This is a genomic window from Pseudomonas sp., from assembly GCF_035277045.1.
Taxonomy (GTDB): domain Bacteria; phylum Pseudomonadota; class Gammaproteobacteria; order Pseudomonadales; family Pseudomonadaceae; genus Aquipseudomonas.
Genome location: NZ_DATELE010000136.1, coordinates 1 through 15,920 on the forward strand (window position 1 = coordinate 1; position 15,920 = coordinate 15,920).

9 protein-coding genes are annotated in these 15,920 nt (G+C 64.6%); 3 read left to right on the forward strand and 6 right to left on the reverse strand.

The window, feature by feature from the left end:
• Together VJS90_RS06110 and speB are read right to left on the reverse strand one after the other, a co-directional pair.
• Positions 1 to 1,234, reverse strand: a 1,234-nt coding sequence (locus tag VJS90_RS06110) for a sodium:solute symporter (protein WP_324120066.1), incomplete at its 3' end; no start/stop codon positions are given.
• 143 nt (positions 1,235 to 1,377) lie between these two features.
• Entirely contained in the window at positions 1,378 to 2,328 is a 951-nt protein-coding gene (speB, locus tag VJS90_RS06115; RefSeq protein ID WP_324120068.1) for an agmatinase, read from the reverse strand.
• Between the two features lie 220 nt (positions 2,329 to 2,548).
• Between speB and VJS90_RS06120 the strand changes: the two genes are divergently transcribed.
• Entirely contained in the window at positions 2,549 to 3,442 is an 894-nt protein-coding gene (locus VJS90_RS06120; RefSeq protein WP_324120070.1) for a LysR family transcriptional regulator, read from the forward strand.
• Positions 3,443 to 3,465: 23 nt separating this feature from the next.
• A complete protein-coding gene (locus VJS90_RS06125; RefSeq protein ID WP_324120072.1) occupies positions 3,466 to 4,062 on the forward strand; it encodes a tRNA-uridine aminocarboxypropyltransferase in 597 nt (198 codons plus the stop codon).
• Between the two features lie 386 nt (positions 4,063 to 4,448).
• On the opposite strand, the gene VJS90_RS06130 is transcribed toward VJS90_RS06125, so the two are convergent.
• From VJS90_RS06130 to VJS90_RS06140, 3 genes are read right to left on the reverse strand one after another with little or no spacing between them, the layout of a single operon-like run.
• Positions 4,449 to 5,804: an HlyD family type I secretion periplasmic adaptor subunit gene (locus tag VJS90_RS06130; RefSeq protein ID WP_324120074.1), complete on the reverse strand. Its 1,356-nt coding sequence runs from the start codon at positions 5,802 to 5,804 to the stop codon at positions 4,449 to 4,451.
• A gap of 9 nt (positions 5,805 to 5,813) precedes the next feature.
• The gene (locus VJS90_RS06135; protein WP_414704899.1) at positions 5,814 to 7,961 is read right to left on the reverse strand and encodes a type I secretion system permease/ATPase; all 2,148 of its coding nucleotides are present in this window, start codon (positions 7,959 to 7,961) and stop codon (positions 5,814 to 5,816) included.
• Positions 7,962 to 7,998: 37 nt separating this feature from the next.
• Entirely contained in the window at positions 7,999 to 9,372 is a 1,374-nt protein-coding gene (locus tag VJS90_RS06140) for a TolC family outer membrane protein (RefSeq protein WP_324120078.1), read from the reverse strand.
• A gap of 514 nt (positions 9,373 to 9,886) precedes the next feature.
• Between VJS90_RS06140 and VJS90_RS06145 the strand changes: the two genes are divergently transcribed.
• Positions 9,887 to 15,643 (forward strand): retention module-containing protein, encoded by a 5,757-nt coding sequence (locus tag VJS90_RS06145; protein WP_324120080.1) that lies wholly within the window; start codon positions 9,887 to 9,889, stop codon positions 15,641 to 15,643.
• 64 nt (positions 15,644 to 15,707) lie between these two features.
• On the opposite strand, the gene VJS90_RS06150 is transcribed toward VJS90_RS06145, so the two are convergent.
• Positions 15,708 to 15,920: YbaN family protein (locus VJS90_RS06150; protein ID WP_324120083.1), on the reverse strand; the 213-nt coding region annotated here is incomplete at its 5' end.

The following is a 15,920-nucleotide window of genomic DNA, read 5'->3' on the forward strand; positions in this document are numbered from 1 at the left end:
CCAGGCTCATGCTGGTGATTGCCCCGGCCGTGGTGGCGCGCTTCCAGAAGATCGCGCCGATCAGCGGGACCAGCATGCCACCGACCAGCAGGTTGTAGGCGAGGGTCAGCGCACTGATCACATCGTTTACCGCCAGGGCAATGCCCAGTACCACCAGGCCCGTCAGCAGGGTGAATAGCCGGTTGATCCCCAGGCTCGACTGCTTGCCGCCGCGCAGCCTGGGCAGCAGGTCCTCGGTCAGGGTGGTGGAGGCTGCCAGCAGGCCAGCGCTGGCGGTCGACATCATCGCCGCCAGTGCGGCCGCCATCAGCAGGCCACGGATACCGTCCGGCAAGGTGCTCTTGATCATCTCGGCGAAGGCATTGTTCGGGTTGGCGAGGTCGGGCATCAGCACATGCGCGGCCATGCCGATCAGGGCGCAGGCCAGGCCATAGAACACGCAGTAGACCCCCGCGGTGGTGCCAGCGCGCTGGGCTACCTTCTCGTCACGCGCGGTGAACACCCGCTGCCAGATGTCCTGGCCGATGAGGATGCCGAAGAAGTAGATCAGGAAGTAGGTGATGATGGTGTCCCAGCCGATGGTGGTGAGCTGGAAACTGGACTCGGGCAGCTTGGCCACCAGTTGGTCCCAGCCGCCGACCTTGTACAGGCACACCGGCAGCAGGATGAACATCAGGCCCACCGTCTTGATCACGAACTGCACGATGTCGGTGAGGGTCAGCGACCACATGCCGCCGATGGTCGAGTAGACCACCACCACGCCGCCGCCGAGCACCAGCGACAGCCAGAAGGGCAGGTCGAGCAGCACTTGCAGCACGGTGCCCATGGCCAAGGTCGAGGTGACGCCGATCATCAAGGCGTAGGCCAGCATGATTGCGGCGCTCGCCTGGCGTGCCATGGGGTTGTAGCGACGCTCCAGCACCTGGGTCACGGTAAAGATGCGCAGGCGCAGCAGGGGCTTGGCCAGGAACAGGTTGAGGGCGATGATGCCCAGGCCCAGCGCGGCGCACAGCCAGAAGCCCGAGATCCCGTGGACATAGCCCAGGCGCACGGTGCCTACGGTGGAGGCACCGCCCAGCACGGTGGTGGCCATGGTGCCCATGTACAGGGTCGGGCCGAGGTTGCGCCCGGCCACCAGATAGTCTTCATGGGTTTTCGCGCGGCGCATGCCGTACCAGCCGAGGCCGAGCATGCCGGCGGCGTAGATCAGTACTACGAATATGTCCAAGGCCATGGGGTGTCTCCGCATTATCTTTATTATGTGAGATCGACCGTACGGACAGGCACGTCTGCCCGTCGGTCTGGTAGGTCAGGCGGGTCGTCACCGCGACCCTGCCCATAGGCTCCTGCCTTGGTTACCGCTCCTGGACCCTTGGGTCAGCGATGCACGACGCCCGGTAGCACGCAGAGCATCTCGAACAACAGGTTGGCGCCCAGCAGCGACGTATTGCCGGTGGTGTCGTAGGGGGGCGAGACCTCGACCAGGTCGCAGCCGATCAGGTCGAGGCCCTGGCAGCCGCGGATGATCTCCATGGCCTGGATGGTGGTCAAGCCGCCGATTTCCGGGGTGCCGGTGCCTGGCGCCCAGGCCGGGTCGATGCCGTCAATGTCGAACGACAGGTACACCGGGCCGCCGCCGACTTTCTCGCGCACTTCGGCCATCAACGGTGCCAGCGACTTGTGCCAGCACTCTTCGGCCTGGACCACGCGGAAGCCCTGGCGACGGCTCCAGTTGAAGTCATCGGCGGTGTAGCCCTGGGCGCGCAGGCCGATCTGCACCACGCGGTCGCAGTCCAGCAGGCCTTCTTCGACGGCGCGGCGGAAGGTCGTGCCGTGAGCGATCTTTTCACCGAACATGTGATCGTTGACGTCGGCGTGGGCATCGATGTGGACCAGGCCGATCTTGCCGTGCTTCTTGTGCAGGGCGCGCAGGATGGGCAGGGTGATGGTGTGGTCGCCGCCCAGGGTCAGCGGGATGACGTTGTGCTCGACGATCTCGTCGTAGGCCTCTTCGATGATGCGCACGGCGTCCAGCAGGTTGAAGGTATTGATCGCCACGTCACCGATGTCGGCGATCGACAGCGAGTCGAAGGGCGCGGCGCCGGTGGCCATGTTGTAGGGGCGGATCATCACCGACTCGGCGCGGATCTGCCGCGGGCCGAAGCGGGTGCCGGAGCGCAGCGAGGTGCCGATGTCCAGCGGCACGCCGATGAACGCGGCGTCCAGGCCTTCGGCGCTTGGCAGGTGGGGCAGGCGCAGCATGGTGGCGATACCGCCGAAACGCGGCATTTCGTTGCCGCCCAGTGGTTGGTGAAGAATCTTGTCCACGGTGGGCCTCATCAGTCGATTGTTCTGGTTGTTCGAACCTGTGCCTGGGCGCGCTTCGTTGGCGCGCACTGGCGGCGGACAGGGACATTGCGGCCAAGTCTGCAAAAGGTAGTGCCCGGGAAGAATCGCTACCGGCAAATACTTACTTCAGGTTTTTCTGAACTGATTCCCGCGCAGCGGTTAGAATCCCGCCACTTGCCGCCGTCCGGAACTGTTGTCCATGGCCTCTGCCTTGCCCGACCTGAAACTGTTGCGCATCTTCGTCAGCGTGGTGCGCCACCAGGGGTTCGCCAACGCCCAGCGCGAGCTCAACCTGTCGACCTCGGCCATCAGTACCTACATGAGCCAGCTCGAAGCGGCGCTGGGCATCGTGCTGTGCCATCGCGGGCGAGGTGGTTTCAGCCTGACCAGCAAGGGTGAGCTGTTCCACCAGGAAACCCTGCGCCTGCTGGCCGAGATGGACGGTTTTGAACAATATGCCGCGGCGCTCAAGGGCGAGCTGCGGGGGACGCTGAACCTGGGGGTGATCGATTCCACGGTGGGCGACCGGGCCTTGCCCCTGGCCGAGGCGATTGGTGCCTACAGCCTCGAACACCCCGCGGTGCACCTGCACCTGTCGGTCTCGAGCCCCTACGAGCTGCAATTGGGCGTTCAGGACAATCGCCTGGACCTGGCCATCGGCGCGTTCTCGACGCGCATGAGCGGGCTGGTGTACCAGCCGTTGTACCGCGAGCAGCACTGGCTGTACTGCAGCTCGCGCCACCCGCTGTTCGCCGAGCGGCGCATCCCGGAGCAGGTGATTACCCAGCAGCGCATGGTCGGGCGCGGCTACTGGAGCCAGGCAGAGCTGGCCCGGCATGGCTTCAAGCACAGCGCGGCGACGGTCGAGAGCATGGAGGCGCAGTTGATCCTGGTGCTGTCGGGCGCCTATATCGGCTACTTGCCCGAGCATTACGCCCATGCCTGGGTCGACAAGGGCGACCTGAGGGTGCTGTCGCCGGCGACGTTCGGTTATCAGGCGCCGTTTTCGATGATCGTCCGCCGCGGACGTAGCCGCGAGCCGTTGATCCAGACGTTCCGTGACCTGCTCAAGACGCAGCTCAATGGCGCCTGAGCCGCGCCGAACAGGAGACCACGATGCCCAGACCCCGCTGCGAGCGCTGCCAGCGCCCGCAAGAACACTGCCTTTGCCCGCTGATTCCCCGGCTCGACAGCCGCACGCGCGTGGTGCTGTTGCAGCACCCCAGCGAAACCGCTCATGCCCTCAACACCGCGCGGCTGGCGGCCCTTGGACTGGTGAACGCCGAGTTGCGGGTAGGGGAGGTGTTCGACGACCTGCCAGGCTTGCTGGCGACACCGGGTTACCGGCCGGCCTTGTTGTTCCCGGGTGAGCAGGCGCAGGAGCTTGCGCCCTATGCCCCGGGCGAGGCGTTGCCGCTGCTGCTGATTGTCCCGGACGGTACCTGGCGCAAGGCGCGCAAGCTGCTTTACCTCAATCCGCTGCTTGATGCATTGCCGCGCGTGACGCTCGGGCAGGTGCAGCCCTCGCGCTATCGCCTGCGCAAGGCGCCGGAGGAGGGGGCCTTGTCGACGCTGGAGGCGGTGGTGCAGGCGTTGAATGTGCTGGAAGCGCCGGTTGGATTCGATGAGTTGCTCAGGCCGTTCGACGCGTTGATCGAAGGCCAGATAAAAGCCATGGGCCGGGAGACGTTCGAGCGTAATCACGGCGGGTGAGCGTTTGCCCCCGGGTCTTGAGCAGGGGACACCGAAGGCATCCAGTCACTCTTGCAGCGGCCTCACTATTCTGGGGCCGCTGCGCGGCCCAATTGCGGCACAAGGCACGCTCCCACAGGGCCCGGCGGAGCCGGGCCGAGAGGTATGTGTAACCAGGTTGAAGACAGTTGGTCCCACAATGCTGGCGGCGCCGGGCAGGGCATTGATAAACGAGCTGGCCGCGCCAGCTCTTGTGGGAGCTGGCCTTGTGCCGCGATCGAGGGCAAAGCCCTCGCCGGGGCGCAGGACGAAAAGATTGTGCGATCTGGGCAGGGAACAAAGACAGCTGCTCGCACAAAGTGGCCAGCCACGCCGGCACTGGCTCGGCGACACTTCATGCCTGCTGGTCATCGCTCGCGCATCGCCTCTGTCCGGGCCTTCAGCACGGGCTTGAGCAGGTAATCCAGCACGCTTTTCTGCCCGGTGATGATGTCCACCGTGGCGGTCATCCCGGGAATGATCAGCAACGGCTTGTTATCCCCACCCAGATGATTCCGGTCGGTTCGCACCTGGATCAGGTAGAACGCATTGCCCTTGTCATCCGTGATGGTGTCGGCGCCGATCAGCTCAAGCCTGGCCTTGAGCCCGCCATAGAGGGTGTAGTCGTAAGCACTGAACTTGACCATCGCCGTCTGGCCAGGGTGCAGGAACGCCACGTCCTGCGGCCGGACCTTCGCTTCGATCAGCAGGTTGTCCTCGATCGGCACGATCTCCACCAGGTCGCTGCCGGGCTGCACCACGCCACCAATGGTATTGACCTTGAGCAGCTTGATGATGCCGCGCACCGGGGACTGCACCGTGGTGCGGGTCACCCGGTCGTCGATGGCGATGCTGGTGGCAGTGATCTTCGAGAGTTCGGTGCGCTTGTCGTTGAGCTCCTTGGCCGCCTCCGAGCGAAAGCTCGCGTCAGACTCCTCGATCTTGCTCCTGATCTCGGCGGCCGCTGCCTCGGCGCGGGGGATGGCCAGGCTGGTGGCATTGAGCTGGCCGCGCGCTTCGACCGTGCGTTGCTTGAGCCGCAGAATCTCCACAGGCGAGATGGCGCCGGTGCCCACCAGCGGCGTCGACATGTTCAGCTCCTGCTGCAACAGCGCCATGGCAGAGCGGTACTGCTCGACCTTGGAGCGGAACTCGGCCAACTCCTGGCTCTTCTGGCGCAGTTGTTCATTGAGAGTCTTTTTCTCGCTGTTCAGGCGGCGCTGGCGCGACTGGTACAAGGCGATCTCATCTTCGGCGACCTGCGGCGCCTTGTTGCGTGTCTCGTCGTCCAGCTCGAACGGGCGTCCTTCTGCCTCGGCCGACAGGCGTGCCACCTGGGCGCTCAAGGCATAGCGGTCGGCCTCGCTCTCGCCCTTGTTGGAGCGAAAACGGGTGTCGTCCAGGCGCAGCAGGGTGTCACCCTTGTTCACCATCTGTCCCTCGCGCACGAAAATCTCGGTGACGATGCCACCTTCAAGGTTTTGCACGACCTGGACCTTGCTCGACGGGATGGCCTTGCCTTCGCCCATGGTCACTTCGTCCAGCACGGCGAAGTTCGCCCACACCAGCGCCACCAGCAGCAGGGCCGCGGCCAGCCACACGGTCACGCGCGAGAGGCGCGGCGAGTCCTGCAGGGTGGCGCCGGCCAGCTCCGGCATGTAGTCGCGCTCGGCCGTCCTGCCGGAGCTCTTGATATCACTGCGTACGCCATGGCTGAGGGACATGCTGAACTCCTAGAGGGCCGCGCCGACGCGGCCCTTGCGCAGGGCGCCGATGACCACATCCTTGGGACCGTCGGCGACGATCTTGCCGTTATCGAGCACCAGCAGGCGGTCGACCAGGCTGAGCATCGAGGTGCGATGGGTCACCAGCAGCAGCGTCTTGCCCGGCACCCAGGCCTGCAGGCGCTGGCGCAGCTGGTCTTCGCTGCTGTTGTCCATGTGGCTGGTGGGCTCGTCGAGAATCATGATCGGCGGCTCCAGCAGCATCGCCCGGGCCAGCAGCACGGTCTGGCGCTGGCCGCCCGAGAGCAGCTGGCCACGCTCGCCCACCGGGCGGTCGAACCCCTGCGGATGTTGCCGGGCAAGTTCGCTGACCCCGGTGAGCTCGGCCACTTCGAGCAGGCGTGCATCGCTCACGTAGCGGGCGCCCAGCGTGATGTTGTCGCGAAGGCTGCCGGCCAGCAGCGGCAGGTCGTGGGCGACATAGCCCACCTGGCTGCGCAGGTCAGCGATGTCCAGCTGGCGCAGGTCGAGGTTGTCGAGCAGCACCTGGCCTTCTTCGGGGTGATAGAAACCCATCATCAGCCGCGCCAGGGTGCTCTTGCCGGAGCCGCTGCGGCCGATGATGCCGATCCGCTCGCCAGGCTTGACCGTGAAGCTGATGTCATTGAGCGCCGAAGCGGTCTGCCCTGCGTAGCGGAAGCTGACATGGCTCATCTCGAGCCCGCCCTTTAGCTGAGTGTGCACCAGTGCCTGTTGCTCGGCCTGGCGTTCCTGGGGCAGGCCCATCAGGGCGTCGGTGCTGCGCATGGTCAGTCGGGCCTGCTGATAACGGGTGATCAGCCCCGCCACCTGGCCAAGCGGCGCCAGCACCCGGCTGCCTAGCATGTAGCTGGCGACCAGCGCGCCGACGCTGAGGTTGCCGGCAATGATGCTGTAGACCCCGGCCACGATGATCGCCATGCCGCACAATTGCTGGATGAACAGCGTGCCGTTGGTGGCCATGGCCGACAGGTTGCGAGCATGAGCGTCGAGACGGGCCAGCGCGCCGTTGGTGTGTTCCCAGTGATACTGGCGTTCGCTTTCGGCACCGCACGCTTTGAGGGTTTCCAGCCCGCCGAGGGTCTCGATCAGCAGCGCCTGGCGTACCGCGCCAAGGCTCAGGCTTTTTTCCACGGTATCGCGCAGGCGCGCCTGCAGGACCAGCGCGAAACACAAGGTCAGCGGAAATGCCAGCAGCGGGATCAGCACCAGCCAGCCGCCGAGCAGGCCGATGACCACCAGCATCAGCACCACGAAGGGCAGGTCGATGATGCTGGTGAGGGTCACGGCGGTGAGGAATTCGCGAAGGCCCTGGAAGTCATGGATGCTTTGGGCGAAGCCGCCGAGGGTGGCCGGGCGGGCCGTCATTGACATGCCGGTGATGCGCTCGAACAGGGTCGCGGAGAGGATCAGGTCGGTTTTCTTGCCCGCCTGGTCCAGCAGGTGGGCACGGACTATCCGTAGCACCAGCTCGAAGGCAGTGCCTATGAACAGGCCAATGACCAGTACCCACAGAGTCGAGAGCGCCTGGTTGGGCACCACCCGGTCGTAGGTCTGCATGACGAACAGCGGCACCATCAGGCCCAGCAGGTTGATCAGCAGGCTGGCCAGCAATGCGTCGCTGTACAGCCAGCGGGAGTGCGTGATCGTGTCGCGAAACCAGGCATTCACCCTGGGCAGCAGGGGATTGCGCAGCGCTTCGAGCGAATGCCGGGGGCGGGCAAACAGCGCGTGGCCGGCGTAGGCCTCGAGCAGTTCCTGGCGGCTGACCCATTGCTCGCCGCCTTCGGCTTCACAGGGCAGGATCAGCGCGCGGCCGTCATCGCTCCAGCGCCGCAGCACGGCCGATCGTCCGTCCCTGAGCAACAGCAGCACCGGCAGGTTCATCGCCGAAATGTCGTCCAGCCCGCGGCGCAGCACCCGCGCCTGCAGCCCCGCGCGGGCCGCTGCACGAGGCAGCAGGTCCAGGCCCAGGCGCTGGTCGAGCAGCGGCAGACCGGTGGACAGGCTGGCACGGCTGGCTGTGCAGCCATGCAGCCTGCACAGAATCAACAGGCCATCGAGCAACGGATCATCGAAGCTCAGGCGCGGTTCCGCGGCCGAGTCTGGCGTTTGCATACTGGTCACAATGGCCTGCTCCTGCCGCGGGAAGGGATCAACGCATGTCGGGCAACCGCGCCTCGCTGCGCACTTCGCTCTGGGCGACCGCCTCCGATGGCAGGGTGATGTGCTGCTTGCTCAGCAACTCGCCCATGTTGGCCAGCACCCGGTACATGGAGTACTCCTCCAGATAGCGCACCTCGGTGTAGCGGCGATTGGCGTTGTACAGCTCGTTTTCGCTGTCGAGCACGTCGAGCAGGGTACGCTGGCCGAGACCGAACTGGTCCTGGTAGGCCGCCCGCACGCGGGTCGTGGTGTCGGCGTACTCGCGGGCGCTCGGGGTCTGCTTGCGGGCGTTGGTCATGGCGTTCCACGACAGGCTCAGGTTTTCGTTGAGCGTGCGCAGGGCGTTGTTGCGGATGTCCATGGCCTGGTTGATCTTGTGCGAGTCCGACTTCAGCCGGGCCTTGTCGCTGCCACCGCGGAACAGGTTGTAGGTGAGCTCGACGCCAGCCTGCCAGTCGTTGTTGCTGTGCCCGCGCTCGCCGCCGGTATTGTTGTTGGCGCCGGTGGCCAGCACGGCATCCAGGCGTGGATAGAACGGCGACTTGGCCACCTGGTACTGCTGCTCGGCGGCCTGCACATCCGCCTGGGCGGACTTGAGGTAGGGGTTGTTCTCGAGCATGCCCTGGCGTGCATCGACCAGGCTTTCGGGGACCTCGCCCTTGATGGTGACCGGGGTTTCCAGCTCGTCGGGCATGCGGCTCACCACACTGAAGAAGTTGGCCTCGGCATCGGCCAGGTCGACTTCGGCGGTGTCCAGATTGTTCTCCGCCAGGGCCCGGCGCGCGCGGGACTGGTCAAGGTCGGCGGTGCTGCCGACGCCGCGTTCGCTGCGCAGGCCGATCTGGTCGTTGACGCGCAGGTGCGCTTGCAGGTTGTTCCTGGCCAGCGTGACCAGCTCCCGGCGCTTGAGCACTTCGAGGTAGACCTCGATGGTGCGCAGGGCGACGTCCTGGGCGATCGCCTGGGTGTAGTAGGCGCGCGAGTTGACCACCGCTTCGGTGCGGCCGACCTCATTGGACGTGTTGAAGCCGTCGAACAGCATCTGCCGCAGGCGCAGCTCCGACTGCGTGTAGTTTAGGGTTGCCTTGTCGTGGTTGCGGGTCCCGTCGGCGTTAAGGCCGCGGGTGTTGACGTTGTCCGAGCGCTGGCGTCCGTAGCCGGCGACCAGGTCGACCGTGGGAAAGTACCCGCCACGGGCAAACTTCACGTCCTCGTCCGCCGAAAGGCGGCTGTTGCGGTTGGAGTGCACTTCCGGGTGCTGGTCCACGGCGCTTTGAATTGCCTCGGTGATGGACATCGCCTGGGCTCCGGCGCTTGCCATGGCCAAGAGAATCGCACTGGTTATTGGGGTCAAAACGCGCATGGGGTACTTCTCCCTGGTCTCAAAAAAGTTCCTGCAATCGCCAAAAAAATGACGAAATATAAAGGTAAAACCGTTTCAGGTTTGTAACAGCATAGCTAAGAACATTTGACGCTCCAGCTAAGATGCTTTCTTCATAACGACTATGCGAAAAAAAACTTATGCGGCCTAAGAAATCCACGACATTGTTCTATCAGGTAGTCCGTAGGATCGGCGCTATGGCGCGACACTACGGGCATCGAACAAAGTTCCCGGTTTTTTGCGGCATGGGGCATGGATGTAGCGAAAGGGGTAGAGACAAGACAGAAATTGGCGACATTTTATTGGCGTTTGGGCTGGTGACCATTTCTTGATCGTCTTGTTCCCCTGGTGGTACCCGGAAAAGGACTGCAATTGGCGTCCAATCGTTCGATCCAGGTAGGCCATGGCGGTTGATTCGGCGTCTCCGGTCACCGCTCGCAGCAATCAGCGCGCTTTGCCTTGCAAGGAATCTTCCAGGCAATGGAGACGTGCGCTCATGGCTAGGTTTGTCGGTGTGGTCAGCAAGGTGATAGGCCAGGTGTTTGCGGTAGGCAACGATGGCGTGCGTCGATTGCTGGTCGAAGGTGACCGGTTGTTTGCCGGGGAGCAACTCGAAACCGGGGTTGCTGGCGCCGTAGCGGTGGACCTGGACAATGGCGCGGAACTGACCCTGGGGCGTGGCAGCAGCCTGGAACTGACCACCGAGCTGCTGGCCAACCAGGCCGGGCGTGTGCTGACCGACGAAGGGGCCGCGGCGAGCCAGGGGCAACTGGCGGATGTCCAGCGTCTGCAGCAGGCCATCGCGGCCGGTGCCGACCCGTCCGAGGCGGGCGAAGCATCGGCGGCGGGGCAGGCGTCAAGTGGGGAGCCGGGAGCGTTGGGCGGCGGGCATTCGTTTGTCCTGCTGACGGCGGTTGGTGGCCATGTAGACCCTGTGATCGGTTTCCCGACCGCGGGTTTCAACGGAATTCCCGAGCTGGCCAGCGATCATGTCGGGCTGGTCGATGTCCACGGCGCCGTGCCGTCCGTGCCTGTGACTCCGGTAGATCCGGTTGATCCAGGAAAGCCGGTTGATGCGGTGGGTCCCGTGAATCCAGTGGATCCAGCCGATCCAGTGAATCCGATAGATCCAGTGGATCCGGTGGACCCAGTGAATCCAATAGATCCAGGGGGTCCGGTGGACCCAGTAGATCCAGCAGATCCGGTGGATCCGGTAGATCCGGTAGATCCGGTAGATCCGGTGGATCCGGTGGATCCGGTAGATCCAGTAGACCCAGTAGACCCAGTAGACCCAGTAGACCCCGGCAATCCGAACAACCCCGTCACCCTGCACGGCCTCGAGGTACTGCCCGGCGAGCTCAGCGTCAACGAAGCCAACCTGCCGAACGGCTCGGCCGCCAATCCCGCGGCGCTGACCCAGAGCGGCACCTTCACCGTGGAGGCGCCCGATGGCGTGCAGACCCTGAGCGTCGGTGGCATCAGCGTGGTGAGCGGCGGCGTTGCGGCGGGCCTGCCGCAGTCGATCATCACCGCCCTAGGCAACACCCTGACGGTTGCAAGCTACAACGCCGCCACGGGTGTCGTGACCTATAGCTTTACCCTGACCGGGAATCAGGCCCACCCCGACGCCGACGGCATCAACAGCCTGGGCGAACGCTTCGAGGTGATCGCCATCGATACGGACGGCAGCACCGCCAGTGGCAGCCTGGACATCATCATCGTCGACGACACGCCCCAGGCAAGGCCCGACCAGGCGAGCGTGGTCGAGGGCGGCATCGTCAGCGGCAATGTCCTGACCAACGACGTGCTCGGCGCCGACCTGCCCGCCGGCGGCAACGTGGTGGTCGGCGTGCGCGCCGGTTCCGACACCTCGACTTCGGCCATTGGCTCGCTGAACACCAGCGTGCCCGGTCAGTACGGAACCCTGATCATCGATGCGGCGGGCAACGCGACGTATCACGCCAACCCCAACGCCGTCGCGCCAGCCGGTGCCACGGATGTGTTCGTCTATACGATCCGCGATACGGACGGTGATGAAAGCACCACCACCATCGCCATCGATGTGACCGACAGTTCACTCATCGCAGGTCCAGACAGCGCCGTCACGGTGTACGAAAAATCACTGGACCTGAACAGGGACGGCAATGACCTGGCGGCGGGGACTGTCGAAGGAAGCGATCCGGATTCGACCGGCGAAACCGCCTCCGGCACGCTGGTTGGCTCGGTCACCGGTGGCGTCGGCGGATTGACCTACACCCTCCTTGGCAATGCGATCGGACAGTACGGGCAGATCCAGCTCAACACCGATGGCACCTACACCTATACCCTGACCTCCGCGCCGAAAACCCCGGGCAACGTCAACGACGGCGCCAATACCCTGAGCGAAAGCTTTACCTATCAGGTGAAGGACTCGCTGGGCAACAGCACCACGAGCACCGTCGTGATCAACATCGTCGACGATGTGCCGCAGGCCTACAGCGACTTCGCCAATGTCTACGAAGGCGGCACCGTCAGCGGCAATGTATTGGTCAACGATGTGATCGGTGCCGATGTGCAAGGCAGCGGCAACTACGTGGTCGGCGTGCGCGCCGGTTTCGACACCTTGACCTCGGCCAACGGCTCGGTCGGCAGCAGCGTTGCCGGTCAATTCGGTGCCCTGACCCTCGATGCCAAGGGCAATGCGGTCTATGTCGCCAACCCCAACAGCGTTGCACCGGCCGGCGCCACTGACGTATTCGTCTACACGATTCGCGATGCGGACGGCGACGAGAGCACCACCACAATCACCATTCGCGTCCATGATTGTTCGCCGGTCGCGGGGCCGGTGAACGGCATCACGGTGTACGAAAAAGCACTGGACCTGACCAAGGACGGCAGCGACCTTGCGGCCGGCACCGTGAAAGGCAGCGACCCCGGCTCAACGGGCGAAACAGCTTCCGGCACCCTGGCCGGCTCGGTCAGCGGCGGCATCGGCGCCTTGACCTACACCGTCGTCGGCAATGCCGTCGGCCAGTACGGCCAGCTGCAACTCAACACCGATGGCACCTACACCTACACCCTGACGTCCGCGCCCAAGTCCGCGGACAACGTCAACGATGGCGCCAATACCGTGAGCGAGTCCTTCACCTACCTGGTGAAGGACTCGCTGGGCAACAGCACCACCAGCACCCTCGTGATCAGCATCGTCGACGACGTGCCGCAGGCTCGCTGCGACGTGGCCAGCGTGGTCGAAGGCGGCACGGTCAGCGGCAACGTGCTGGCCAATGACGTAATTGGCGCGGATGTGCAAGCCAATGGCAACCATGTGGTCGGCGTGCGTGCCGGGGCTGACACCACCGTGTCCGCCAGCGGCTCGCTCAACACCCAGGTAGCCGGCAAGTACGGCTACCTGACCCTCGACGCTCAGGGCAATGCGGTCTACCACGCCACTCCGGACGGCGTTGCACGCCCGGGCGCCACCGACGAGTTCGTCTACACGATCCGTGATGCGGACGGCGACGAGAGCACCACCACGATCCGCATCAACGTCCATGACTGCTCGCCGATCGCAAGCCCGGACACCGAAGTCATCGTCTACGAGAAAGCCCTGGCCCAGGGCAGCGACGCGGCCTCGTCCGCGGAGGCCGGATCCGGCTCGCTCTCGGGATCGGTCGCGGGGGGCGTGGGCGCCTTGACCTACAGCCTGGTGGGCAGTTCGACGGGCAGTCATGGGCAGCTTCAACTCGATGCCAACGGCAGCTATACCTACACACTCACCTCGGCACCCAAGACGCCAGGTGGCGCAGGCGATGGCGCTAACATCGTCACTGAATCCTTCACCTACAAAGTCACCGACTCGCTTGGCAACACCAGCACCAGCACCCTCGCCATCGGTATTGTCGATGACGTGCCCAAGGCGGTCTGCGCCGAGCGCTCGGTCAGCCCGGGCCAGGTGGACTCCAACCTGCTGCTGGTGATCGATGTTTCCGGCAGCATGAACTTCAAGTCAGGTGTAGGTAACCTGAGCCGGCTGGAGCTGGCGAAGCAGGCGATCGGCGCCTTGCTCGACACGTACGACGACATGGGTGACGTTAAGGTGCAGATCGTCACGTTCGCTACGGGCGCGACAGAAAAATCGCCGGTCTGGGTGTCCGTGGCCGAGGCCAAGACCCTCGTCGCAAGCCTGTGCGCCGATGGCTCGACCTTCTACGATGCGGCGATCACCCAAGCCGTAAGCGCCTTCGAGACAGCGGGCAAACTGGCCGGCGCGCAGAACCTGGCTTACTTCTTCTCGGATGGCGTGCCGACCCAAGGGCATGCGCTGGGGCAGCTTCACGAGGCTGCGTGGGAAGCATTTCTCGACAAGAGCCAGATCAAGTCCTACGCCATCGGGCTGGGCACCGGTGTCACGCCCGAATACCTCGATTCGCTGGCCTTCGATGGCAGCACCGGTACTGATATCGACTCGATCGTGGTCACCGATCTGAACCAGCTCGGCGCGGTACTCAATGGCACGGTCCAGGGCGCGCCAATCACCGGCAGCCTGATGAGCGGCGGGCATTTCGGTGCCGATGGTGGCTTCATCAAGGCGCTGCTGGTCGACGGAGCCACCTACACCTACGACCCCAAGGCCAGTGGTGGCGAACACACCTTGAACATCAAGACCAGCCTGGGCGGCAACCTGCTGGTGGACATGGACACCGGCGAGTTCACCTACACGCCGCCCAAGGACAACGGCACGACCCGGTCGGAACACATCCTGTTCACCGTCAGTGACAACGACGGGGACACGAGCAGCGCCGCCCTGTCGATCACGGTCAACACCAACACCGCCCCCGTGGCCGGCGCGGATCACATCATCACCAACATCAGCGGGCCCACGGTACTGGTTCCGGCCGAAGCGCTGCTGGCCAACGATACCGACGCCGATCACGACCCGCTTGGCGCTGCCCCGATCGTCTTCAGCACCGGCTTCACAGAGAAAGGCGCAGGGTTCAGCGTCGGTAGCAAGATCGCCGTGATCGACTTCGCCGACCACGGCAACAAAAGCCAGAACCAGCTCAAGGACCTGCCGCGCAGCGCGTTTGTCGGTGCTTCCGGGTCGATGACCGCGGCATTGGTGGTCGCCGGGTATCTGGGCACCGTCAACCCCTCCAGCGCCAACGATGAAGATGTGTTGACCGTTTCCCTGCGCAAGGGCGAGACGCTGACGCTGCAACACAAGAATGCCGATGGCAACCTGTCGATGGAGTGGAAGGACGCCGTGGGGGGATACCAGGGCATCGAAAACAAGGGAAGCTTCACCGCCGACCACGATGGGCTCTACAGCCTGCATGTGGTCAACGTCAGCAATACCAGTGGGCGCAATGTCAATGGGTCGGAGGACTACAACCTGACCTTGACGATCGACTACGCCAACGCCCGGAACGAGGTATTCCACGGCAACTACACCGCCGACGACGGCCACGGCGGCGCGGGCGCAGGCAACGTCGACATCACCTTCCAGTCGGGCAGCGTGCTCACCGGTTCCTCCGCAGACGATGTCCTACTGGCAGGTTCCGGTCATGACACGCTCGACGGGGGGGATGGCCATGACGTGCTGGTGGGTGGGGAGGGCGATGACCGCTTGCAGGGCGGGGCGGGCAACGATCTGCTGATCGGCGGCGCGGGCGATGACCTTCTCGACGGCGGGGCGGGCATCGATACCGCGAACTACGCCTCGGCTAGCGCCACGGTATCGGTCGATCTTGGCGAGACAGGGGCGCAGGACACGGGGAGCACCGGGGTCGACACGCTCAAGGGTATCGAGAACCTGATCGGCTCGGCGTTCGACGATCACCTCACCGGCGACAGCGGGGACAATCTGCTCATCGGCGGCTTGGGCAATGACACCCTCACCGGGGGCGGTGGCCGCGACACGTTTGTCTGGCAGCAGGGCCATACCGGCCACGACCTGGTGACCGATTTCGCCCCGGGGCTCGATCGCCTCGACCTCTCGCAACTGCTGCAGGGCGAGAGCGCCACCTCAGCCTCGCTGGACGATTACCTGCACTTCAAGGTGAGCGCAGGGGAGCGTGGCGTGGTGTCGACCATCGAAGTCAGCGCGGTGGCTGGCGGGGCAGCGACGCAGACCATCGACCTGGCCGGCGTCGACCTGGCGCAGCACTACGGTGTCGCGGTGGATGCTGGAGGCGTGATTGCCGCCGGCCACGACACGGCGACCATCATCGACGGGCTGCTGGGGGATCAGTCGTTGAAGGTGGACGTGGTCTGAAGGAGGTCCAACTCCCACAGAAAACAAGCCGCCTTCGAATAGTTGATGCGAGGATGGTGGCGCATCAACCCGGCCGGCGCAGGGTCTTCTGCTTGAGGATGTACGCCGTCACCAGCACCGCGCTGGTCAACATGAAGGCCCGGGCCCAGGGAAGGGGCACCAGGTAGCAGGACAGGCTGATGCTCGCCCACATCAGCCCGATGGCGTAGACCTTGCCCTTCATGGGAATGCCTTCGCCACTCAGGTAGTCACGGATCCACGGCCCCAACCGGGGATG

What these genes read in the sequence shown, in the direction of transcription:
- VJS90_RS06120 (WP_324120070.1), top strand. Translation starts at nt 2,549, where the DNA reads ATGGCCTCTGCCTTGCCCGACCTGAAACTGTTGCGCATCTTCGTCAGC.
- VJS90_RS06125 (WP_324120072.1), top strand. Translation starts at nt 3,466, where the DNA reads ATGCCCAGACCCCGCTGCGAGCGCTGCCAGCGCCCGCAAGAACACTGC.
- VJS90_RS06130 (WP_324120074.1), bottom strand. Translation starts at nt 5,804, where the DNA reads ATGTCCCTCAGCCATGGCGTACGCAGTGATATCAAGAGCTCCGGCAGG.
- VJS90_RS06135 (WP_414704899.1), bottom strand. Translation starts at nt 7,961, where the DNA reads ATGCAAACGCCAGACTCGGCCGCGGAACCGCGCCTGAGCTTCGATGAT.
- VJS90_RS06140 (WP_324120078.1), bottom strand. Translation starts at nt 9,372, where the DNA reads ATGCGCGTTTTGACCCCAATAACCAGTGCGATTCTCTTGGCCATGGCA.
- VJS90_RS06145 (WP_324120080.1), top strand. Translation starts at nt 9,887, where the DNA reads ATGGCTAGGTTTGTCGGTGTGGTCAGCAAGGTGATAGGCCAGGTGTTT.